The organism is Paenibacillus pinistramenti (assembly GCF_005869875.1).
GTDB classification, from domain to species: Bacteria; Bacillota; Bacilli; order Paenibacillales; family Paenibacillaceae; genus Fontibacillus; species Fontibacillus pinistramenti.
Genome location: NZ_VAWG01000005.1, coordinates 15,927 through 38,361, shown reverse-complemented (window position 1 = coordinate 38,361; position 22,435 = coordinate 15,927). Strand labels below are relative to the sequence as shown.

Here is a 22,435-nt window from a genome sequence, read left to right as displayed (position 1 = left end):
TATGATCATAACAAACAGGACGTGCAGGGGGAACTACATTTAAGATAAAGATAAGATAAAGATTTAACCTCCAGGAGAACAGGCGATAAAAAAACCTCCCGGGCTCAAGCTTCACCCTTCAGACGGTTAGGGAGTCTAACCGCCGGGGGATGCGCCGCCAGGGAGGCTTATTCTTTTTCGCAAATAGGATTATCGTTCAGGCCGCTGTCCGGCTGCTTCCCACTGCTTCATCAGCCACTGGTCGAAGCCTTCGCCTTTCTCGCCTTCATAGGTGTCATAAACGTCAACGCGCATTTTCTTGAATTTCTCCTTGAAATCCTCATAAGAGTGATCGCGCGGAAGGCTCTTCTTAATGCGCAGCAGCAGCTTGGACAACCCTTTTACCGGTTCCGGCTTGTTTGGCGTTGGTGCCTTGACGTCGTATCCGAAAGCTTTAAGCTTCTCATAAGCAGCATGCTGGACAGTGTAAACCGGGTCATTCTCCATCATACGGGACAAAATATTCACAACCTGCGGATGGTGGATTTCTCCAAGCCCTTCTACCGCTTCAAGACGCGCTCTCCAATTCGACGACCGGCCCGCTTCCTTCTTCAGATCGTTGTAATTCTCAGGCAGTTCACTTAACAATTCTTCCTTATTCAACGAAACAATCCCCTTTTCCTAAGAACAGATAGTGCAATTTTACCGTAACGGCGGGCGGGATTCAATGCTTGATGAATTTGGCAGCCCTTTCGTGAATAGCTTTGCCTTCCGGCAAGCATTCTAATGTTGATTCTGTCATCCAAGAGGAGGGATTAAAGTGGCTAAACCGGATAACCGTAATGACAACGCCGTTCATCTGCAGCAGCACATCAACCATACGCTGGCCAACCTGCACGAGGCTGAGGAGTATCTTGACGAGCACGCGGACGAAATTACCGCTGCCGACAAGCATGCGATTGAGGAGAAGAACGAGAACCGCAAGATGAGCCTCAGAGGCTTCCGCAGAGAAATTAAAGAAGAAAGACCGTAAATTAATGAAGAGGAGCTGTCTTTCCCTGGAGGAAAGGGCTCCTCTTTTTAAATGGGCCGCTTGTGCCTGAAAAGCTATGCGAACCAGACACCGGCCAGATCAATGACCACGGTCAGCGTCAGGCTGCTGAGCAGCGTAGAGACCAGCACCGCCTGGGCAGCGAACCCGGGCTCGTTGTCGTATTCCAGTGCCAGTGCTGCGCTGTTGCGTGACGTCGGAATGGCGCTCGCGATAAATAATGCCTGTGCCGTAAGGCCGTGCAGATCAAGCAGCTGGATGATGACATACGCGCATAAAGGGGCGAGAATCAGCCTGGTGAAGCTGCTGAGCAGCACCGCCCGGGCGGTATCCCGGTGCCATTTCGAGGAGACAATCTGGGCGCCGATCGTTGCCAGCGCAAACGGCAGCATCCCATCCGCAATGCCCTCCAGTGGACTTAGCAGCGGCTCCGGCAGGGTCATATTGAAGGTATGGAAGAGCGTTCCCGCCAGGATCGCATAAAGGACCGGCATCCTCGCAAAGTCAGCCAGAGATTTCTTCAAGCCCGCCCGCGCTTTGCCAGCATTCAGCACCCCGTAAGTAAAGGTAACGAACAGTTCAAACACCACTACAATGACTTGAATGGACATGGCAGCCGGATTCTGATGGAAGGCCATGCTATTGACCGGAATCCCTACATTGCCGTTATTGGTCAAGGTCACGCTGTTGGCGAAGCTGGCCGACATCCCGGGCGAATATCTCATGATGCGGCTGATGAGAAAGCCGATGAAGATCATAACCACCAGCTGAAGGATCAGGAAGCCGAACACGGAGAGCAGCACCCTGAACGGAAGCCGGGCTTCATAAATTTTGACGAAGGCCAGGGCGGGCACATAATAGTAGAGGATCATTTTGGAGAAGCCGCCCAGGTCAAAGCGAAACTTCCGGTGAAGCAGCGCACCGATGGCGATCGGAATAAGGATAGGTACAATGATATGGTAAAAGGTTTGGATCATGTTCATGGAACCCGCCTCCTCTCTATTAATCAGCCGCTAATCAGCCGCCGAAACGGTCAGGATTTCTCCGGGCTCAAGCACGCGGCCCTGGATGCCTCTTCCCTGCAGCCTGCTTACAAAAGCAGCCGCATCCTGCCGGATGGGCGGGAAGGTATTATAGTGGATCGGAACGACACAGCGGGCTTTCGTCCATACGGCTGCAGTCAGAGCATCTTCAGGCCCCATCGTAAACCGACCCCCAATCGGCAGGAACGCCACGTCAATGGCAAAGCGCCCCACATGCATAGGCTCCGTCCGTATTCCGTCCTCGGTCAGATAGGAAGCCAGCTCTTCCACGGCGATTACCGCCGCGCCGTTCTGCTTTGCCAGGGCAGCCGCATCGGTGATATGATCAAAATGACCGTGCGTGGCGAGCACATACTGCACCCGGATGCCGGAGACATCCGTAACGGCAAGCGGATTGCCGGTCAGAAACGGATCGATGATCAAGGAGTGCTGTCCTTCTGTCACCTGAATGCAGGAATGTCCGTGATATTGAATGCGCATGATCTCCTCGCCCTCCAATTTATAATATTTTTATTTACGTTCGTTGGAGTATACATTATATTTTGAGCGTTCTTTTGTCAACAATACTTTCCATCATCCGAAGGGAGTCTTCTGTTTATCCATGTTATCCGTCGAGAAACAGCTGCTCTTTCTGCTCTCCAGCCGGGAGAGCGTTGACGTGAAGCAGCTTGTCGCTATATATGAAGCCAGAGGCATCTCCCATCAGCTGATCCGGAATGCCTTGACTAGATTGAAGAAGGACGGTTACATCGAGTCGCCTGCAAGGTCCAGCTATGCCATAACAGGACAGGGCCGTACCTTTCTGGGCACCATCAACCGGAAGCCCCTCCTATACGGGCAGCCCTGGGATCGGAAATGGCATTGGGTCCTGTTCGAGATTCCCGAATCGGAGCGGAGCAGGCGTGATGTCTTCCGGAGCAGCCTGCTGGAGCTGGGCTACGCCTCGCTGTACAAGAGCGTCTACCTGTCGCCTTGGGACCACGCCCGGGAAGCGCTTGAGCTGGCGGCCGCTGCGCAGGTGCAGTCTTATGTGACGATCACCGAAGGCTCCATTCTGCACAATGAAATTACACCGGAGCAGGCCGTTCAGCTGTGGCGGCTGGATCACCTTCACCAGACTTATGGGGAGAGAGTGGAATGGTTTCGCGCTGAATTCCAGCCTAAAGCGGCGAAGCTCCTTCAGGCAGACCCGGAGGACGGCCTCCCCCTGTTCGCGGCGTTCCTGGAGCTGGGGGATGTGAACTCGGAGCTGGGCCTCCTTGATCCCATGCTGCCCGACGAACTGCTGCCGTCCGGCTGGCTCGGCAAGAGCTTCCTCCTCGAGGTCCGGGAGGCGCTTATCCGGATCGCCTCCGCTATTCCGGCATCATCGGCTTACAAAGGGTTTGTGAACGGCCTTCTGTAGGATGGCGGCGAACAGACAAAAGCCAGATGACGGAGCAAGAGCACAAAGACCCGTAAGAAGAACGGCTGGCAGGCCTCTTCTTGCGGGTCTCTGTTTTTCGCTGATCATTCCGGCCTCGAATGCCTTGAATGCCTTGAATGACTTTCAAGAGCAGCTCCTGGGGGCATACGCAGATGCCGCTCGCAGGTTACCTGTCCTTCCATACCTCTTTCAGCACGGTGCGGAACAATTCATCCAGCTGCTGCTCCTGGCCCCCGCCGGACAATTCGCCTGACGATTTAATGCCCGGTGCCAGCCGCTCATAATATTCGATCCGGTCCTCCAGGTAATCGTTAATCGGCTGAATTCTCGGCTCATAATCCATTTCGTCGCCTGCCTTCTTGCGGACAAGCAGATCACCGATCACCGGCTTAAGCCCGCTTGGCGCTGCCGCCTCGACCAGGTGCCCGAATTCAATCGGCGGCATGGTGTTATGGCTCTCAATCCATGCGCAGGCCAGAATCGGTCGGAGAACGTAGAAATATTTCTTAATCTTCACCTGCTCGCCCTGTAGATAATCCCGGTAGTTCCCCTTGGCCATGTGAAGATAATGATACATGCACGACTTTGGAGAGAAAGTAAATGGAGACAGCCGGCGGATCTCTTCGGCGATGGCATGATTCTCCCGGTAAATGATCGGGGATTGAAGCCATTCAAGCAGCGGCGGGTTCGACTTCCGGAACAAGTTCAAGGCTTTGCGCAGATCCCAGCCGTTGATGTCCAGCAGATCGTTAATCGGCCGCTCGATGACATCCCGCTTGTCATACAGGGACAAATACCACTCGACAGGCCTTACGTAAAGGAACCTCACGTCGTAGTCGCTGTCCTTGGAAGGGAATCCCCAGGCGCGGCTGCCCGACTCGCAGGCAAACAGGATCTGCACCTCCTCTTCCTGTTCTATCCGCTCAAGCTCAAACAAAATTTTCTCATGATAGCTGCTCATAGATCTCCCTCCTCTTTAGATTCGTTATCATTTGAACTCTGCTGCCTGACCTTCCCCCCTTGCCTCACTGGCCTGCCGCTCTCTTGTCACCAAGCAAAGCCCCAAGCCGCTCAAGCAGATCGCCGCCGCCCGTCAAAGAGATGGAGCCGATCTTTTCGCATATTTTCTCGAGAAATTCCAGCTCCTTCAGCCGGTACAAGGTTTGATTCTCGTCCATCAACTTGGCCGTATTCAGCAGGCTGCGGGTCGAGGCCGTTTCTTCCCGGCGGGTGATCAGATTGGCCTGTGCCCTCTTCTCTGCCAGCAGGACGGTACTCAGGATCTCCTTCATATCTCCCGGCAAAATGACATCCTTAATCCCTGCGCTCAGGAACTGTACGCCGAACCCGTTCTCCTTCTCCTGCAAACGGGCCAGGATGAACGACGCGGCATCCTCTTTCCGTTTCAGCAGATCGTCAAGCTTAAGTGTTCCGACGTATTCCCGGAGCAGAAGCTGAAGCTGGATATGAATCTGCTCGTCAAACCCTTTCATCTCGAGCACCCGCGACGGTGTCAGAATCCTGTATTGGCAAACAAAGTTCAGCCGCAGCGTCACTTTGTCTTCTGTCATCATTTCCTGGCCGATCAGATCCATTTGCTGCTGCCTCAAGTCAATGGTTTTGACCATTGCTGAAACCGGGCCTCTCCAGAAATAGTATTTCCCGGGAGGAAGCTCCCGCTGCAGCACCTGGTCATAGAACAAAAATCCGGCTTCGTGGCTCGCAACTTCAATGGACTGCACATAAACGGCAATCTTCGGCAGAATCGAACGGTCCAGCCCGCCGGGCAGCTCCGGCTCCCGGATGTCTGCATGTAAGAAGGTGTGCTTCTTCAGTATGTTCCAAAAGGCGTAGACTCCAGGCTTCATCAGATGCACAAATTGACCGTCCTCATAGTGCAGCACGTACTCGTGGTCCTGAACCTGCACAATTTCCAGCTCCCGCACAAGATCTTCATCGTGAAGAAAAAGCTTTAGATCTCTGCCTTCCAAATGGAACGGCTTGGCGATATTCAGCACCTCAACCTTGTAAGAAAATCCCGGAAACAAGCGGTAAGTCCCCGGCATCAGCTTCTTCACATAACTTCCTTTATGAAACAATAAGCCGCGCTCGTCAGCTTGAATAATGACTTTGTTAAACATCTAAATCCAGCTCCCTTCCTTGTTTGACCATGGATCAAGAATCCCCCTGCAGGTGCGGCGGAATCCCGCTTCAGGCAGGCGGTCTGCCGGGATTTGTCCCCGGGGATCATTGAGACGACAGAGCAGCCTGACATCAGCTGCCCTTACCGCCCTTTCTCCTTGGAAGCCTCCCGGAATTACGCCTGCCGGTATCCGCGGATTGCATAGCCTTCCTGCAGTGCGCTGAACCAGCCGCCGGGGATTCTATCCGTTGGTCTTAGACAGTTGTTAATATTGGCTCGATTTTAAGTCGAGGCTTCACCAGAATCGCTTCGCAGGCGATGGGGAATCGAACCCCAAATGAGCTTCCTCCATTCAATCAAGCTTCCTCTAATCCGGCCGCACAGGATACCGCAGCCTAGAAGGCGCGGCACTGCGGGACAATCCAATATCCCGGCCTCGTTACGGCCGCCGGACAAGAAAGCAGGTCTTACAGGTTTAATCATCGCTTACTTGCTTCTGGATGAACATGGTGAAAGTATTACGACACGGCATAAAGTTTTCCAATATCCCCAAAACGCCCCGCCCTGTTACAATGGAAGAAGATGTCTGATGGGAACGGGGGATTCACCTTGGCTAAAGAAAGCTTTGATAAAGAAATCCAATTCTTAAGGATGCTGGTTCTGACCCGCGGAGCCTTTAACCGCCAGCAGTTCGCGAAGCGGCTTGGCATTTCCGTTCATACCTTTGATAAAACAATCCGGCGGCTTAAGGAGGTCGCCAAAGCTCTGCACCCGCAGCTGCCGCAGGAGCAGGACAGGGAATTAACCGAAACGCTGCGCTTCAGCTCCTACGACTCCGCCGACCCGCTGCTGTTATTTCTGTTCCGCGCCAAATCCGTTAAGGAATCCGAAAGCCAGCGAATATCGCTGCTGCTTGCCGCGATGAATGAGCAGGCCTTGACCGCAAGGGAGCTTCTGGAGCTTTGCTGCAGCAGCCTGTCCTCCGGACTGCCGCTGCCTGATGAGAAGACCATCCGCTCGGACCTCAAATACCTGGAGGAGGTGGGGGTGATTATCAGGGAGCCCGGTCCCCGCCCTTACCGCTACCGCATACAGGACGACCTCGTGAGCAGCTTAACAGATGACGAGCTTATCGACCTGTATGACTTTGTGGATGTGATGGCGAATACGCAGGTTCCTTCCGTGCAGGGCTACCTGCTCCGGGACGGGCTCAAGAAACGGCTGCTCCGGAAAGAGGCTGAGCCGACTGCCGTGGAACCCTTTTTATATAAATATCACTATCATTCGAGAATTCTGGATGAAGCGCATCTCTTCACGCTGCTTCAGGCCATCCGCTGCCGCCGCAGGGTCCATTTTCTGTATTTCTCTCCAAAGACGGAGAAGAGTTACGCCTCCAGAAACACCAACCCCCTGTTTGAACGGGAAACCGAGGGCAAGGTTCACAGGACGCTGCCCCTCAAGGTGGTCTACGATCATCAATATGGCAGATGGTATCTGCTGTCCCACGGCCGGGAGGGAATCCGGAAATACCGTATGGAAGGGATTACGCAGATCGAAGAGGACGAATCCGTAGATGAGGCCTGGTATGAGGAGAAGCAAAGCGAGCTTGCGGAGAAAATAAAATACAGCTGGCTGGTCGACACCGGGCGGCCGGTAACGGTCCGGGCCAGGTTCTACAATCCGGAGGGCCAGGAGCCCAACTTCGTCAGGGATCGGGTGCTGCTGCAGGGACAGTGGGGACAGATTACTGCGGAGGAGGAGCATTCCTTTATCTACGAAATTACCGTAAACGGAACTACAGAAATTAAACCCTGGCTGCGAAGCTTCGGTTCCAGCTGCGAAGTTCTGGAGCCGCTTAAGCTGCGCCGGGAGATGATTGCCGAATGGAAGGAGATTCACGCTTATTATGAATCTGTTTGAGAAGATTTTTAATTATCAGATTCTTTCCCGCCTGGAGGATTCCGGCGCTTTCATGGTCACCTCGCATGAGCGGACGTGGCTGAAGACCATGCTGGAGCATCCCGCCGCGGCAGACGCCTTCACGGCAGACACTCTGGCGAAGCTGCATGCGGCACTTGGGCAGGATCAGAGGATGGATACTTCCCTTCACTTGCTGGAAAGAGCCCGCAGCCGGCAGCCGCAGGTCTACCATCCGCTTCTCCGGCCTCTGCGCCGGTATATCATGGATAAAGCGGGCATCCGCATTACTTATGAGGTGAAGAACGGCCGTGTATATGAAGAGCAATCGGGTCTCCCTTTCCGACTTGAATACTCGATGGTCAAACAGGAATGGTATCTGCTCTGGTATCACACCCGGCACCGCGCCTTAATGAGCACCCGGCTGAAAAATATCCACGCCGCCGCCCCGGAGGCTCTCGATCCGGCAGCCGCGGACCGCATGCTCAGCAGGCTCGGCACATCGCTTGAAGCACGCAAACGTGAGGTCTGCATTGAAATTGTCCGCTCCTATAATGAAGAGCTGTCCCGGATCCTGTACAGCTTCTCCAGCTTCGAGAAACAGGTTGAATACGACGCGGAGAACGATACCTACCGGGTTAGGGTGACGTTAAACGGAGATGAGATGGAGTATCTGCTCTCCAAGCTCCGTTTTCTGGGGAAGCGGGTTCGTGTAACCGAAGGCGATTACTTAAAGAGGCGGATGCTGGAGTCGTCGGCGAAGGCATTGGAGCGTTACGGGGCCAGTGCGCGCGAAGAGGACATCCCGTCTTCTCAGCATGAAGCAGTGTCTGCTGCAAAGATACAATAATGAATGGCCTGACAGGGTCTGAATTCTGCGGAGAATTCAGGCCCTCAGTCTGCAGGCAGTGCCGGCGCGCAGGTACGGCCTGCAGAAGTTATTTTTCGAAGCGATAATTCCCCTGAATCCGCATACGCTGTGCTATAATACATCCAAAATCAGCCCATTTGAAAACGCTATCATTTTGAGTGCCATCCTAATAGTGAGGGAGAGATGACATGCCCGGCCTGAACCGCATTCCTCTGGGGCGCCCGCCTGCCGCCAGATCTCTCAGACGCTCCCTGGTCCTCTATCTCGTAACCGCATGCCTTCTGCCCTTGGTCCTGATCTGCATCATCACCTATTTCACCATCTACTCCATTCTCCAGAACAAAATTCAAATCGGCATTAACGCCAGTCTCAAGCAGGAAGCTGCAGCACTGGAAAATATGATCAACAACCTGGACTTCGCCTCCAAACAGTTTGCGCTCGACGGGCAGATCGTGGGCGAGGTGTCAGCTTTTCTCCAGGAGGGCCAGGTCTACCGAAAAATGAGCATCATGTCGGATATTAACGATAAGATTACGCTTGTTAATTTCACGAACCCTTACCTCGGAATCACGGCCTATGTCATGCCGGAAGAGCCGGACCCCGTGCTGTTCACGAACTTTAACATTGGCAGCGAGTTCACCGTTGACGGCCTTCCCGCCTTCATGCGCTACAACGGCGCCACCTACTTCGGGCCGCACCGGACGAAATACCGGCAGAGCGAGAACATCGTGTTCTCCTCCCTTCGCGCGGTTCAAACCACCGGACAGCAGAAGGTCTATGTATACCTCGAATCCAACTACAATCTCTTTCGAAAAATCCTGAACCAGCAGTCCTACGGCATCAAGCTGTCCCATCTGCTCGTTAATGAAGCCGGCCAAGTGACTTATGTCGAGAACCCGGATACCCCTGCCCCGGCCAGCCTGGCTGAAGTAAAATGGAACGATGCGTCACAGGTTTCTGCCGACTACAGGAACTATTTGATGTTCCGCTACGAGAGCGTGCAGGGCTGGCAGCTGATTGCCGCGGTCAAGAAATCCAGCTTTAACAGCGAAATCCGGGTCTGGTTCCTGCGGATCGGCGTCCTGGCGGTTGCCACGCTGCTGTTTGCCCTCCTGATTGCCTTATCTATCTGGAAAAAAGTCTACGGACCTCTGCGCAAGGTCAACCGGCAGATTGTCCGGATGGCTGAAAATCTTGAAGCCCCGGTCTCTTATACAAACGTCCAGGAGTTTGATTTTCTGCTTGGCAACTTCCAGGACATGAAGGACCGGATCAGCGAGCTGTTTGCGGCCGTAGAGCACAACGAGAAGCAGAAAAGCCAGCTGGAGGTCGAGAAGCTGCTCAGCCAGATTAACCCGCATTTTCTGCACAATACGCTGAATACCGTGCAGTGGCTGGCCCGCATGAACGGCCAGAAGGAAATCGACCGGCTAGTGACGCTGCTCGTCAAGGTGCTGCATTACAACCTTGGCAAGCAGAGCATTATCGTGACCATGCGCGAAGAAATCGAAGCGCTGCAGAACTATATGGAGCTTCAGCGCATCCGCTATGATTATGAATTTGAGTTTGATGTTAAGGCCGAAGACGGCGTTCTGAATGCCGCAATCCCCCGCTTCCTGCTGCAGCCGCTTGTTGAGAACGCCATCTATCACGGCGCAAGCGAAGCCAATGGACGGATTGAGGTTACGATCCGCTCCGCCGGAGCTGAATCGGACATGATCCTCATGCAGGTAAAAGACAACGGCCCGGGCCTTGCTGAACGGGAGGCCATGTCGCTGCTTCAGGAGGAGGAGCCTTCGAAACGCCGCGGCCTTGGCATCGGGCTTTCGTATGTGAACCGCCTGCTGCACCGCTTCTACGGCGATGCCGCGCTGCTTGACATCCAGAGCCGGCCCGGCAGCGGTACGGCGGTTACGATTCAATTCCCATCCAAGATGAAGGAGGAGCTGGAAGAATGATCAGGGCGATTGTTGTTGAGGATGAGAAGCTGGTGCGCAAAGGGTTTATTTCGCTGATTGACTGGGCCTCCTACGGCATCTCGATCGTCGGGGAAGCCGCCGACGGCAGGGCGGCCCTGGAGCTGCTTGAGCATCAGGAGACAGAGCTGATGTTTACCGATATTACCATGCCCGGGCTCTCCGGCTTCGACCTGATCAGGCAGGTCCGGTTCCGGTATCCCGGCATCCATTCCGTAATTCTGACCTGCCATCATGAATTTGATTTTGTACAGGAGGCGCTGCGGCTTGGCGCGATTGATTATATTGTGAAGACGCTGCTGGAGATGGAGACCATCGACGAGGTCATGAACCGGATTGTGGAACGCATCCGGTTCGAGGAAGGCAGCCGTCCGCGCCCGGATGCTATGCCGGGCACGGGCAGCCGGGAGTCGCTGCCGGACTGCGTGCTGGCGCTGGTCCCGGCTGGCGGGGCGAAGGCCGGGACGGACTGCCGTCTGCTAAACGGCATCCCGCAGGACGGCAGCCCGCTGGGCGGCCCAAAGGCGGGGACGGCCGGCTGCTCGCAAAGCGGCAGCCCGCTGAGCAGCCCCCCGCCGGGCGGCCCGAAGCCGGATGCTCCGCAGCTGGACGCGGAGCTGCTCCGCCTGCCCCTGCTCCAGCGCCATCCGCTGATTGAGCTGGAAGCCGGGGCGTGGATGGTCCCGCTGCCCCGCCCGCTCACCCCGGACGAGGCGCAGTCCGGGCTTGGCGGCGCGGCTGGAGGCCGCTGGCTGGCCGCGCTGGTAACGGGGCTCGCCGGCAGGCCGGCCGGCGAGATGAAGGCGCTGCTCGCGAGGCAGCTGCCGAAGCAGCTGTTCTACGGCCTGCAGCGCGCCAATGAGATTGCCGCGGTTACCGCGGCAGAGCTGCAATCGGCCCAGGCGGCGCAAAGGCCCGCAGAGCCGGGAGCAGAGCAGCTGACGGGCGAGGCCTTCCGCGAGTGGAGCGGGCTGAAGTGGGCTTTGTATGATGCCGACTGGCACGACTTCGTGCGGCGGATTGCCATGCTCCGTCCGGACGGCCAGCATATCCGCGGCTTTGCCGCAGCCCTGCTCCGCGACTGGGGCAGGACGCTCATCGGGAGTCCGCAGGATACGGCGCTGCTGGCCGCGGAAGCCCAGCATATGCTCCTATGGAGCGATTGGAGGGTATGGTTCCGCCGTTTTGCCGACCTGGTCCAGCGGCGCATGCTCGAACTGTCTTTTTCCAAAGAGGTCATGTACAGCCTGATCCGCGCCCTCCTCTACATGCGCGCCCATGCCGGCGAGAAGATCAACCAGGCGGATGTCGCCGCCGTGATCAGCATGAGCCGGAGCTATTTCAGCCAGTGCTTCGCCAAATTTGCCGGCCAGCCCTTTGGAGAGGCGCTGCGCGGGCTTCGTATCGAGCTGGCGAAATCGCTGCTGCTTAACTCGGACGCCCCCGTCTACGAAGTGGCTGCCTCAGCCGGCTTTGAAGACGAAAAATATTTCAGCCGCATCTTCCGCGAACGCGTCGGGCTTCTGCCGAGCGAGTACCGGGCAAGGGGTAGAAATTGATCCGGCGCAGGGTGATTTTCGTTCGCTAACCGCCGACAGTCCCTCCGCAGGAAAGACCGGATTTCCCTCCCTGCGGAATCCCTTCCCGTCATAAAATGAAAGCGTAACCAAATGCGGCAGGTTAACACATTTGAAATTGCCATTCCATTTGAGATTACCATTCCATTTGAAATTGCCATTCATTGAAACGGGGGAACGTTATGAAGAAAATGAAACTGCTCACAGCTTCACTGGCTCTCGCCTTGGTGCTCGGTGCGTGCGGCAACGGAAGCAACGGCAACGGCGGAGGCGGCAACAGCAGCAGCGCAAACGGCGGCAGCAATACTGCCAGCTCCAATACCGGCTCAAACGCGGCCGGAGATGATGGCAGCAGCACCGCCCCTCAGCTTTCGGGCGACAATCTCGCCTACGAGAAGTACAATGACCCGGTCACCCTCAATATCGGGTTCAAAATTCCTGACGACAAGCTCAAGGACGGCGACACCAACGACAACAATATCGTCTCCCGTTATTTCGAAAGCCTTACGAACATCAAAGTCGTCCACGCCTGGGAAGCCAAAGGCGACGACGCCTTCAAACAGAAGGTCAACCTCGCCATCGCCAGTGATGATCTGCCGGATGCCGTTGTCGTCGACCGCAACCAGCTCCGCAAGCTGATCGACAACGATATGCTCGAGGACCTCACCGATTCCCTAGACAAGTACGGCTCCAAGCTCGTTAAAGACATCTACGCATCGACGGAAGGCAGAGCGCTGGCAGACGCCACGTTTGACGGAAAAGTGTACGGCCTGCCGAACGTCGCGATTGACGCGGACGCGCCTTCGCTTCTCTGGGTGCGCCAGGACTGGCTCGACAAGCTGAAGCTGCCCGCTCCGCAGACGATGGATGACGTCGAGAAGATCGCGCAGGCATTCGTCCAGCAGGACCCTGACGGCAACGGGAAGAACGACACCGTCGGCATCACGGGCGACAAGCAGGTCGTCTACGGCCAGAAGCCGAATCCGAACGGCTTTGACTCGATCTTCAGTGCGTTCCACGCCTTCCCTAAGAACTGGATCAAGGATGCGGACGGCAATATCGTCTACGGCTCCATTACGCCGGAGAACAAAGAGGCGCTTGCGAAGCTGGCCGACTGGTATAAACGCGGACTGATCGACAAGCAGTTCGCGCTCTACAAGGAGACGCAGGAGCCGATTGTGGCGAACAAGACGGGCATCTTTTTCGGTCCGTGGTGGATGCCTTACTGGCCGCTTGCCGATTCCGTTACGAATGACACAAAAGCTGAATGGCGCGCTTACGCTGCTCCTGCCGACGCCTCCGGCAAATTTGTCACCCATATGGCGCCGGTCACCGACCGCTACATTGTTGTCCGCAAGGGCTATGAGCATCCGGAGGCGGCCGTCAAGATGCTGAACGTGTTCACCCGCTACGAACGCAGACAGGACAACAGTGCCGACGCGAAAAAGCTTGATGATTACGCCGCCGAAACCGGCGTTCACATCCGCAACTTCTATCCGTTCGACCTGCTGCTCGACTACGCCGATGCTGTCGTGAAGCGCTACAACGATGTGCAGCAGGCGCTGGAAGGCAAAATTGATCCTAATACCTTCGATCCGGATACGAAGCTGGTCTATGATTTTACCGTGCTGGATAAAGAAAATCCGAAGAAAAACATGGACGCCTGGAAGCCGGCCACTGCCTATGCTTACGGCGGCAAAGTTCTGGCGGAGACGGACATGGAGAAAGTGTACAGCGTCTTCTACGGCATGACCCGCACCATGGAAACCAAGTGGACCACTTTGGAGAAGCTTGAGAACGAAACATTCCTGAAGATCATCGTTGGTGACCTGCCTCTTGATGCGTTTGACGACTTTGTCGCCCAATGGAAGCAGCTCGGCGGGGACCAGATTACGAAGGAAGTGACGGATGCCGTAAACGACAAGTAAACCCGAAACATCCTTTACGAGTACGCGCAGTGTAAGCGGGGCTCCCTGCCTGAACCGCCGGGGGCCCTTCTGCTCAAAATACTATGAAAAGCGGTGAAAGCCGATGCGCTCCCGGAAAAATGAGCTTCATTATAACCTGATGGTGCTGCCCGGCATCCTCATTCTCATCCTGTTCAGCATCGTCCCGATCTACTACGCCGCCATGGCCTTTGAAAATTTTAAGCCCGCCCGCGGCGTGGCCGGCTCGGAGTGGATCGGGCTCGAAAATTTCACCTACATGTTCCAGCTGCCTGACAGCCGGCAAATCTTCTTTAACACCATTTTCCTGGCCGTTCTAAAAATCATCGCCAACCTCATCGTACCGCTTGTCTTTGCCCTGCTGCTTAACGAACTCCGTCAGCGGTTTATGCGCCGGACCATCCAGACGATCGTATACCTGCCGCACTTTCTGTCCTGGGTGCTGCTGGCGACCATCTTCTTCGACCTGTTCTCGCTCGACGGCATCGCAAACAAATTTATCGGCCTGTTCGGCATTGATCCCGTACTGTTCTATGCGAGCAACAAGTGGTTCCCCGCCATTATCGTCGCAACGGATGTCTGGAAGGAATTCGGCTTCAACGCCATCGTCTATCTCGCCGCCTTGACCGGCATTAATCCGGTCTTGTACGAAGCAGCGAGCATCGACGGGGCCAGCCGGTTCCGCCAGCTGTGGCATGTCACGCTGCCCGGCGTCCGGACAACGATCGTGCTGCTGGCGACGCTGGCCCTGGGCAATGTGATGAACGCGAACTTTGACCAGATTTTTAACATGTATAATCCGCTCGTCTACCAGTCCTCCGACATTATCGACACTTATGTGTACCGGGTGGGCCTGAACGATCTCCAGTACAGCCTTGCTACCGCAGTAGGCCTGCTGAAGTCAGTTGTCAGCTTCATCCTGGTCGTTGTCTCTTACGTGATGGCGAGCCGTTTTGCCAATTACCGCATCTTCTGACGAATGAGGTGAACCCCTATGGTGGGAAGAGATAGTCTTCAGAACCGGATCATTGACCGTACCATTCTCACGCTGCTGATCCTCGTTACCCTCGCCTGCCTGATCCCGCTCCTTCATACCGTAGCTGTCTCGTTCAGCGACAAGACGGCGGCGGACGCCGGCCAGGTGCTGCTCACGCCGATCAAGCCGACCACGGCGAGCTATGAGAAGGTGCTGGAGGACAGCAAATTTTTCGGCGCGTTTCTCATTTCCGTGGAGCGGGTACTGCTTGGAGGTCTGCTTAATTTTGTGCTGACGATTATGATGGCGTACGGGCTGTCGAAGGATTCCAGGCAGTTCCGGATGCGCAATGTATATATGTGGTTCCTGGTCTTCACCATGCTGTTCAACGGCGGCATTGTGCCTTGGTTTATGACCATCAAATCCTACGGCATGCTCGATTCCATCTGGGCGCTGGTGCTGCCGCACGCCGTGCAGGTGTTTAACGTCATTCTGCTCATGAACTTCTTCCGCAACCTGCCCAAAGAGCTCAGCGAAGCCGCCGAAATCGACGGCGCCGGCCCGTGGTACATCATGACCCGGCTGTTCGTTCCGCTGTCCCTGCCGGCCATCGCCACCGTGACGCTGTTCAGCATCGTGTTCCACTGGAATTCCTTCTTCGACGGCCTGGTGCTGATGAACAAGCAGGAGCATTACCCGCTGCAGACGTACATCCAGACACTGGTCGCCCAGCTCAGCGCGCAGGCCATGACCTCCATGTCCCCGGAGCAGCTCGCCCAGGCGATGGCGGTCTCCAACCGCACCTTTAACGCGGCAAAAATCATCATCTCCATGATTCCAATCCTGCTCATCTATCCATTCATTCAGCGGTTCTTCATTCACGGGATTACGCTGGGGTCGGTGAAGGAGTAAGGGAAAGGAATAGGTGCAGGATTAGATGTAGGATGAATAGCAGGAGGCTGAATAGCAGGAGGTTGAAATTACAGAGGTTATGAGAAAGGCCGGCGGAAGTTCCGCCGGCCTTGTTAGCTATGAAGATTGCAAATAAGGATCTGCTGATTAGGTTAACGAACCACTAATTAACCCCTTAACTAGCGAACCACCAAGCTCCCCAGCTTATAGCGCCCGTCCTCCCCGCGCCCCTGAATGGCGAGGTTGACGCCGGGCTGGCCGGTATCCGGATCAAGAATAGCGGCCTGCACCGTGTAGGTGCCAGCCGGCAGCCCCTTCGGCACTGTCAAATACACCGTAGTGGTGCTGCTGCCCGGCAGCCATTTGCGGATGTCCGTGGAGCTGCGGACGGATGCTTTCACGTTCCCCTGCGCATCAGCCAGCGACAGCTCCAGCGGCCACTTGAAATAGAACGGCGCGACGCCCCGGTTGACCGTAATCATCCGAACATGCAGCGTCTCGCCCGGCTTCCGTTCCTTCTCGTACACGGCCTTCTGGATGACGAACCGGTAGCCGATGGTCTTCAAAAATTTGTCAATGTTCGCCTGGAGTGCTCCCCCCTGCTCCGCGTTCCACGGAGCATCCGGACCCAGCCACGATACATGCGTCGACTTGGCCTGCGCCAGAGTCTCGGTCAGTGCAGAATTTTGCATAAACTGCTCCCACCCGGAGAATTCGCCTCCGCTCGGCGCCGTCTTCCAGAAGTCCGGCATTGCAGGCTCCTGCTCCTGCGTCAGCCAGGATGTATACCCGTTTGTATACCAGTTCAGGAAGCCGTCGATCGTGGAATCGTGCTTGCCGAAAGCATCGTTAAACAGCCCCATGCCATATTTCGCGGCAGCCTGCATCGGCCGGCGCATCAGCAGCTGCTTATTCGTAAAGTACTGCACATAAGGCGCGACATACTGGTCGGTCACCTGGCGTTTGGGAAATGGAATGTATCCAGGCTCGCTGTCCATCGTATGCCACTCCCCCCAGTGCCCGACGCTTCCGAGCTGGATGAAGGCCACGAACGGGTCGTTGTTATACCGGTCAGCCAAAGCGGCTATCAGCTTCTTGTGCTCGGCAATCAAGGTTGTACTCGTGTAGTCCGGGCTGAAGCCTTTTCCGTAATCATTGTCATACCAGGTGCCCTTCTCCCCGATTTTCTCGTAGAGCCAGTCCGGGATATCCATATGGCTCTCTTCCCCCGGGTAGTCCAGCACGACCCTCAGAATGATCCGGGCCCCGTAACTCTTCCAATACTCGAAGTTGAAATTCTCCTCAATCGCCGAAAAATCATAAACCCCTTCTTCAGGCTCCAGATCCTTCCATGTCAAATTGGCGTGGACAAGCGTTACTTTTTGTTTTACCTCTTCAGGCTCACGAGCATCCGCTGCAAATCCGATATACGGATTATAAAGAACGTCGCCGGTTTCGACAGGAAAATTGACCGACAGGGCAGGCTGCGGTGATGCTGCACTGACAGCGCTCGCGCACAGCAGCAGAAGGAGGCTTATTTTTAGCAGCTTGGCAGCCAATATTTGGGGCTTCTTGTTCATCTAAATCTACCTTTCAATTTTAATAAATGGAAAAATATACATTGATTATCTAGTCCAAAAGCCCTTAAATATGAATTACTTAACTAAACATTTAGGTCATTAATAAACAAATAGGACGGGGAAACGGAATGAAAGTGCTTGTTACGGGCGGTTATGGTTTTATTGGCTCTTTTGTGGCCGAAAGATTTTACAAAGAGGGCTACGACGTTTATATTATCGACAATTTGACCTCAGGAAACAAGAAAAATATCGATTTTAAGCACAAAAGCTATCTGCTGTCCGTCGAAGACCCTGCATGCGAGGAAGTATTCCGGAGCAACCGTTTCGATGCCGTAGTGCATCTCGCTGCCCAAGTCAATGTATCCACTTCGATGAAAAATCCTGTTCAGGATGCGCAGTCCAACGTGCTTGGCCTGACAAATATCCTGACGCTGGCAAGCCGCTATGGGGTCCGCAAATTTCTCTTTGCCTCCTCTGCAGCCGTCTACGGAGCGACCGAAGAAGTTCCGATTCCCGAGACTACTCCGCTTGCCCCTATCTCACCATACGGCATCAATAAAATGATCGGCGAAACCTACTGCGCCAAATGGTCCGAAATGTACGGCCTCAATACGCTGTGCTTCCGCTTCTCCAATGTATATGGCCCCCGGCAGGGCAGCAGCGGCGAAGGCGGCGTGATCTCGATCTTCATTAATCAGATGAAGAAGAACCAAGGGATTACCGTCAACGGCGACGGCGGCCAGACGCGCGATTTCATTTACGTAGAGGATGTGGCCGATGCGATCTACCGGGCCTCCTACTCCTCGCTGACCGGGGTATACAATTTGTCGACAGCAGCGGAGGCTTCCGTTAACGACCTTATCCAGGAGCTCCAGCAGCTGTATGGCGAAACGGCCGTAACCTACGGTCCGCCGCGTGAAGGCGATATCTACCGTTCGACGCTCAATAACCGCCGGATTATGAAGGACCTGGACTGGGCTCCCAAATATAATCTGAAAACCGGGCTGCAGCGGATGTATGAGCGGACAGTTAAAGAGATGGCAGGCTCCCCTTCGCCGAAGCCGGTTAAAGACAAGCCTTCGCCGTTTCGAAGCCGGTTTAAGACGCTCCTTCCTTATGCCGAGAACCTGGCTGCCTTTGCAGCCGTATATGCGCTGAGCGAACTGCTGGAGCGGACCGCCTACGCGGGGATTGATTTTAAGCTTGTGTATATCATTTTCATGGGTTTGTTCTACGGAAGCCGCCAATCCATGCTGGCCGCCCTGCTGTCAATCGCCTTCTTCGTCCAGGAACAGACGGAAAGCGGACGGGACGCGGTCTCGCTGCTGTACGACTCGACCCTGTTCTTCCAGCTGGCTCTTTACCTGCTGGTCGGCCTCATTGTCGGATACAGTGTCGAACGGCGGATTACCCGCCTGGGGCAGGCCGAGGCGGAACTCAAGCAGTCGGAGGAGAAGTACGCTTTTCTATATGAAGTCTATGAAGAAACGCGCTCGGTCAAGGACGAGCTTCAGCAGCAGATTCTAAATACCGAAGACAGCTTCGGCAAAATGCACGCCGTCACCCGGGAGCTGGACAGCCTTGAGCCCGAACGGATCTTCCTGGCAGCCATCGGCGTGCTGGAGAATATTATGAAGACCCATGAAGTAACGATTTATACGGTGAACAAGAACCGGAACTATCTGCGGCTTGCAGGCCGTTCATCCAATGAGCTGTTTGTGGTTCCGCGCTCTTTAAAGGTGGACGACTACGAATATTTGATCCAGGTGCTCCAAGACCAGCAGGTGTACGTCAACAAACAGCTGAATCCGGAGGCCCCTCTGCTCTCTGCTCCGGTTGTCAGCCGGGGAGAGGTCGTGGCCGTTGTTTCCCTTCATTCTGTCGAATTCCGCCGCTTTACTCTGTACTACCAGAATTTATTCAAGACCGCAGTGGAGCTGATCTCCTCCTCTTTGTCCCGCGCTCACGCCTACATCGACGCCTCCGCAGCCCAGCGGTATGTGGATGCCGATGAACGGCGCGTGCTACGCACAGAAGCGTTCATGGAGATTCTGGCGAGCAAGCAGGCCGCCAGCGAACAGATCGGCACGGACTTCGCAGTGCTGCACACCGGGCTGCGCAATGCATCGGGCGATGAGATTGAGCGCATCCATACTTCGCTCAGGGAAACGGATTATCTCGGGATGGGGACGGACGGAGAGCTTCTGATCCTGCTGAGCAATTCCAGTCAGGCAGATGCGGAACGCATCTCGCGGCGCCTGAGAGAACAATTCGCCTTCATGCCGCCGGAAGGGACGGAGCATTATGCTTGAAGCGGTTTATCTGCTCTACGCGGCGCTCTGTGCCGTCCTGTTCGGAATTCTGCACCGCCGTTCGCCAAGGGAAGCTGTGGTCAAATTTGTATTTGCCGCCGCCTTTCCGGTGCTCGGATTGCTGTTTCCGCTGTTTTGGCGCAAAACATCCTCCTTCCGGTCTGACCGGGCGGAGAAGCTGGAGTCGTATCTTCGTCATGATGCCCAGGACGACCCCTATCGGGTTCTGCGTATCCGGGACACCGAGAAGGAGCTCAACGTCGTTCCCCTTGAGGAAGCGCTGCTGGTCGGAGATCTCGGCACCCGCAGGCGGACGATGATTGACCTGCTGAACCAGGACGCCACCGATTATCTGGAGGTGCTGCGGCTGGCTGTCGCCAACGAGGATACCGAAACGTCCCATTATGCCGTCAGTGCCCTGGTTGAGCTGAAGCGAAAGCTGAACCGCTCCCTGCAGGAGCTGTCCGTCCGGTATGAAACGTCGCGAAGTGACGCCGAATTCCTCGAGGGCTACTCCGAGGTCCTGCGCAATTATATCCGCAGCGGCTTTCTGGATGCCGGCACGCTGCAGAGGCTGAAATATACGCTGGCTGAAGTGCTCCAGAGCCGGATTGACGCCGATCCGGTTGCCTTCACCGTTTATGAAGAGAAAGCGGATATCGAGCTGGAGCTTGGCAATTTCGCCGCCGCAGAGCATGCGGCCCTGCAGTATGCGGATCGTTTTCCAGACCGGGAAGAGCCTTATTTGCTGCTCATGAATTTATACTATACGTCCCGCTCCCCGGAACTGTTCCGGAATGCGCTGCTTCGGCTGAAGCAGTCGGGCGCGCGCTTGTCCAGCGAAGGACTCAAATCTGTAAGGTTCTGGTCGGAAGGAGCATGACAACCCATTTATGAACGAACAGCCCATGAAACTCAATCCCCGCATCTACATTATTCTGGCCGGTATCGTCCTGATCGGCGCAGTTTTGATTCTGACGCATACCCGCTATTTTCAGCAGTTCAGCCATAACCGCAATCTGCAGACGAAGATTGCAGAATGGAAGAACGAACCGCCCGCTGCTCCGAACGTAACCGGCGCCAAATTCTGCGTGATTTATGACGGCGAAGACGACTATAATGTCCGCATTCAGGAGCAGGCCCAGCGGGTGCTGACCGATATGCGCAAAGCGGCGGTCTCAGTGGATCTTCGCAAGGAGACGCTCAATCTGTCCGGCTGCGGAGCCGTTATATCTGCCTTGACCGACCTCACGCTCGTGAAGGACCCGGACACGCTCGCCGGCTATCTGGACCAGGGCGGTCACCTGTTCCTGGCTACGATGCCGGAGCAGAGCGACGCCTTTCTTAGACTGTATCGCAAATTCGGTATTATTGACGCGGGCGACTATTCCGACGAGCAGGGAATTCATCTGAAGGACGAGGTCCTGCTCGGCGAAAAAGGTCTTGAAATCGATGATGAGTTTATGACGAATACCGTCATGCAGGTGGAACTGGATCCGTCTGCACAGGTTCATGCCACAGCCACGTCGGGCATGCCGCTCTTGTGGAGCTATGATACCGGCAAAGGCTCCGTCATGGTCTTCAACGGCACGATGCTCCAGGAGAAGATTAACCGCGGAATTATTACAGGAGCCGTCTCGATGATGATGCCGGATTTCATCTATCCGATCTATAACTCCAAGCTGATGTATATTGATGACTGGCCGGCGCCGTACGGCAGCTCGATTGATCCGGACATCTACAAGATTTACCAGCTGAACCGCCAGGAGTTCTTTAAACAAATCTGGTGGCCGGATATGCTGAAGGCCGCCAAACGTTATGGTCTGAAATTCACGGCCGTTTTGATTGAATCGTATCACAATCAGGTGGTGCCTCCTTTCGCCTCCCCATCGGATGCCGATCCTGAAAGCCTGATCAGCTACGGACGGGAAATTATCAAGAGCGGCGGCGAAATCGGACTGCACGGCTATAATCACCAGTCGCTCACGACCGATCCGGACAAGAGCAGCTATTATGATTACGAGACCTGGAACAGCACCAGCGATATGGCCCTCTCGGTGCAGGAAGCGCTGAGCTATTTCAAGCGCAGCTTCCCGAATTATTCCTTGTTTACGTATGTGCCGCCTTCCAATGTACTCGATCCGGGCGGCCGCGAAGCCCTTAAGCAGAGCTGGAATAACCTGGCCGTCATCTCCTCCGTCTTTGCAGAGGACGCTGCGGGTATCTCTTATGTACAAGAGTTTGAGCAGGCCAAGGACGGCATTCTGGAAATGCCCCGGGTGACCTCGGGATATGATGATGAAGCATTTGAACGGTGGACCGCGGCAAGCGTGCTGACCTCCTACGGCTTCTTCTCTCATTTCGTCCATCCGGACGACGTACTTGACAGTGAGCGGAGCATGGGAATGACCTGGGAGGAGCTCTATAAGAATTACAGCACGGTAATGTCCCGCCTGCAGAAGAATTATCCATGGCTGCAGGCCAAGACGGCCACAGAGGCTGCAATCGATATGAAAAATCTGCTGTCCAGCGATATCGAGCTCAGCCAGAGCGGTGACGTGATCAAGGGCAAAGTGACTCCGCTTCAAGGCGAAGCGTCCTTTATCCTGCGTACCCGCAAAACGGCCGCCAACTTGTCCGGCTGCACCGTGAAGAAGATCGGAGACGGCATCCTGCTCGTCACCGTGACGAAATCGGAATTCACTATCCACCTTAGCGAGGCATGA

At 55.3% G+C, this 22,435-nt stretch carries 18 protein-coding genes; 12 read left to right on the top strand and 6 right to left on the bottom strand.

The window, feature by feature from the left end; genetic code table 11:
* Window positions 1-189: 189 nt before the first annotated feature.
* Window positions 190-642 carry a HEAT repeat domain-containing protein gene (locus tag FCN15_RS08460; RefSeq protein ID WP_138494581.1) on the bottom strand — a complete coding sequence of 151 codons (453 nt, stop codon included), beginning with the start codon at window positions 640-642 and terminating at the stop codon, window positions 190-192.
* A gap of 157 nt (window positions 643-799) precedes the next feature.
* Here FCN15_RS08460 and tlp point away from each other — a divergent pair, with 157 nt between their 5' ends.
* Entirely contained in the window at window positions 800-1,012 is a 213-nt protein-coding gene (gene tlp / locus FCN15_RS08455) for a small acid-soluble spore protein Tlp (protein ID WP_138494580.1), read from the top strand.
* 74 nt (window positions 1,013-1,086) lie between these two features.
* On the opposite strand, the gene FCN15_RS08450 is transcribed toward tlp, so the two are convergent.
* Window positions 1,087-2,013 carry an AEC family transporter gene (locus FCN15_RS08450; RefSeq protein ID WP_138494579.1) on the bottom strand — a complete coding sequence of 309 codons (927 nt, stop codon included), beginning with the start codon at window positions 2,011-2,013 and terminating at the stop codon, window positions 1,087-1,089.
* A 30-nt stretch (window positions 2,014-2,043) separates the two neighbouring features.
* Entirely contained in the window at window positions 2,044-2,553 is a 510-nt protein-coding gene (locus tag FCN15_RS08445) for an MBL fold metallo-hydrolase (RefSeq protein WP_138494578.1), read from the bottom strand.
* A gap of 121 nt (window positions 2,554-2,674) precedes the next feature.
* Between FCN15_RS08445 and FCN15_RS08440 the strand changes: the two genes are divergently transcribed.
* Window positions 2,675-3,478 carry a PaaX family transcriptional regulator C-terminal domain-containing protein gene (locus tag FCN15_RS08440; protein ID WP_138494577.1) on the top strand — a complete coding sequence of 268 codons (804 nt, stop codon included), beginning with the start codon at window positions 2,675-2,677 and terminating at the stop codon, window positions 3,476-3,478.
* 187 nt (window positions 3,479-3,665) lie between these two features.
* On the opposite strand, the gene FCN15_RS08435 is transcribed toward FCN15_RS08440, so the two are convergent.
* On the bottom strand, window positions 3,666-4,460 hold the full coding sequence (locus tag FCN15_RS08435) for a nucleotidyltransferase domain-containing protein (RefSeq protein WP_138494576.1): 795 nt from the start codon (window positions 4,458-4,460) through the stop codon (window positions 3,666-3,668).
* A 64-nt stretch (window positions 4,461-4,524) separates the two neighbouring features.
* Window positions 4,525-5,640, bottom strand: coding sequence for a slipin family protein (locus FCN15_RS08430; protein WP_138494575.1), 1,116 nt, complete (start codon window positions 5,638-5,640; stop codon window positions 4,525-4,527).
* A gap of 611 nt (window positions 5,641-6,251) precedes the next feature.
* On the opposite strand from FCN15_RS08430, the gene FCN15_RS08425 reads away from it, so the two are divergent.
* The 7 genes from FCN15_RS08425 to FCN15_RS08395 all read left to right on the top strand — a co-directional run bounded on the left by FCN15_RS08425 (window position 6,252) and on the right by FCN15_RS08395 (window position 15,817).
* A complete protein-coding gene (locus FCN15_RS08425) occupies window positions 6,252-7,562 on the top strand; it encodes a helix-turn-helix transcriptional regulator (RefSeq protein ID WP_138494574.1) in 1,311 nt (436 codons plus the stop codon).
* Window positions 7,549-8,409, top strand: a complete 861-nt coding sequence (locus FCN15_RS08420) for a WYL domain-containing protein (protein WP_138494573.1) — start codon at window positions 7,549-7,551, stop codon at window positions 8,407-8,409. Before FCN15_RS08425 ends, FCN15_RS08420 begins: the two co-directional genes overlap by 14 nt.
* A gap of 209 nt (window positions 8,410-8,618) precedes the next feature.
* Entirely contained in the window at window positions 8,619-10,388 is a 1,770-nt protein-coding gene (locus FCN15_RS08415; RefSeq protein WP_138494572.1) for a sensor histidine kinase, read from the top strand.
* Window positions 10,385-11,965 carry a response regulator gene (locus FCN15_RS08410; RefSeq protein WP_138494571.1) on the top strand — a complete coding sequence of 527 codons (1,581 nt, stop codon included), beginning with the start codon at window positions 10,385-10,387 and terminating at the stop codon, window positions 11,963-11,965. The genes FCN15_RS08415 and FCN15_RS08410 overlap by 4 nt, the downstream gene beginning before the upstream one ends.
* 200 nt (window positions 11,966-12,165) lie before the next feature.
* A complete protein-coding gene (locus FCN15_RS08405) occupies window positions 12,166-13,911 on the top strand; it encodes an extracellular solute-binding protein (protein WP_138494570.1) in 1,746 nt (581 codons plus the stop codon).
* A 103-nt stretch (window positions 13,912-14,014) separates the two neighbouring features.
* Window positions 14,015-14,905 carry an ABC transporter permease gene (locus FCN15_RS08400; protein WP_138494569.1) on the top strand — a complete coding sequence of 297 codons (891 nt, stop codon included), beginning with the start codon at window positions 14,015-14,017 and terminating at the stop codon, window positions 14,903-14,905.
* A gap of 18 nt (window positions 14,906-14,923) precedes the next feature.
* Complete coding sequence (locus tag FCN15_RS08395; RefSeq protein WP_138494568.1) at window positions 14,924-15,817, top strand: carbohydrate ABC transporter permease; 894 nt, start codon at window positions 14,924-14,926, stop codon at window positions 15,815-15,817.
* A 179-nt stretch (window positions 15,818-15,996) separates the two neighbouring features.
* Here FCN15_RS08395 and FCN15_RS08390 read toward each other — a convergent pair whose 3' ends face one another.
* A complete protein-coding gene (locus FCN15_RS08390; RefSeq protein WP_138494567.1) occupies window positions 15,997-17,397 on the bottom strand; it encodes a DUF4832 domain-containing protein in 1,401 nt (466 codons plus the stop codon).
* Between the two features lie 128 nt (window positions 17,398-17,525).
* On the opposite strand from FCN15_RS08390, the gene FCN15_RS08385 reads away from it, so the two are divergent.
* The 3 genes from FCN15_RS08385 to FCN15_RS08375 are packed head-to-tail and all read left to right on the top strand — an operon-like array spanning window position 17,526 to window position 22,435.
* On the top strand, window positions 17,526-19,709 hold the full coding sequence (locus tag FCN15_RS08385; protein ID WP_138494566.1) for an NAD-dependent epimerase/dehydratase family protein: 2,184 nt from the start codon (window positions 17,526-17,528) through the stop codon (window positions 19,707-19,709).
* On the top strand, window positions 19,702-20,592 hold the full coding sequence (locus FCN15_RS08380; RefSeq protein ID WP_138494565.1) for a hypothetical protein: 891 nt from the start codon (window positions 19,702-19,704) through the stop codon (window positions 20,590-20,592). The genes FCN15_RS08385 and FCN15_RS08380 overlap by 8 nt, the downstream gene beginning before the upstream one ends.
* A 25-nt stretch (window positions 20,593-20,617) precedes the next feature.
* On the top strand, window positions 20,618-22,435 hold the full coding sequence (locus FCN15_RS08375) for a DUF2194 domain-containing protein (protein WP_162515324.1): 1,818 nt from the start codon (window positions 20,618-20,620) through the stop codon (window positions 22,433-22,435).

Coding starts and splice junctions, on each gene's coding strand:
- FCN15_RS08450 (WP_138494579.1), bottom strand. CDS start 2,013: ATGAACATGATCCAAACCTTTTACCATATCATTGTACCTATCCTTATT.
- FCN15_RS08385 (WP_138494566.1), top strand. CDS start 17,526: ATGAAAGTGCTTGTTACGGGCGGTTATGGTTTTATTGGCTCTTTTGTG.
- FCN15_RS08415 (WP_138494572.1), top strand. CDS start 8,619: ATGCCCGGCCTGAACCGCATTCCTCTGGGGCGCCCGCCTGCCGCCAGA.
- FCN15_RS08435 (WP_138494576.1), bottom strand. CDS start 4,460: ATGAGCAGCTATCATGAGAAAATTTTGTTTGAGCTTGAGCGGATAGAA.
- FCN15_RS08400 (WP_138494569.1), top strand. CDS start 14,015: ATGCGCTCCCGGAAAAATGAGCTTCATTATAACCTGATGGTGCTGCCC.
- FCN15_RS08390 (WP_138494567.1), bottom strand. CDS start 17,397: ATGAACAAGAAGCCCCAAATATTGGCTGCCAAGCTGCTAAAAATAAGC.
- FCN15_RS08440 (WP_138494577.1), top strand. CDS start 2,675: ATGTTATCCGTCGAGAAACAGCTGCTCTTTCTGCTCTCCAGCCGGGAG.
- FCN15_RS08420 (WP_138494573.1), top strand. CDS start 7,549: ATGAATCTGTTTGAGAAGATTTTTAATTATCAGATTCTTTCCCGCCTG.
- FCN15_RS08375 (WP_162515324.1), top strand. CDS start 20,618: ATGAAACTCAATCCCCGCATCTACATTATTCTGGCCGGTATCGTCCTG.
- FCN15_RS08395 (WP_138494568.1), top strand. CDS start 14,924: ATGGTGGGAAGAGATAGTCTTCAGAACCGGATCATTGACCGTACCATT.
- FCN15_RS08410 (WP_138494571.1), top strand. CDS start 10,385: ATGATCAGGGCGATTGTTGTTGAGGATGAGAAGCTGGTGCGCAAAGGG.
- FCN15_RS08405 (WP_138494570.1), top strand. CDS start 12,166: ATGAAGAAAATGAAACTGCTCACAGCTTCACTGGCTCTCGCCTTGGTG.
- FCN15_RS08445 (WP_138494578.1), bottom strand. CDS start 2,553: ATGCGCATTCAATATCACGGACATTCCTGCATTCAGGTGACAGAAGGA.
- FCN15_RS08430 (WP_138494575.1), bottom strand. CDS start 5,640: ATGTTTAACAAAGTCATTATTCAAGCTGACGAGCGCGGCTTATTGTTT.
- FCN15_RS08380 (WP_138494565.1), top strand. CDS start 19,702: ATGCTTGAAGCGGTTTATCTGCTCTACGCGGCGCTCTGTGCCGTCCTG.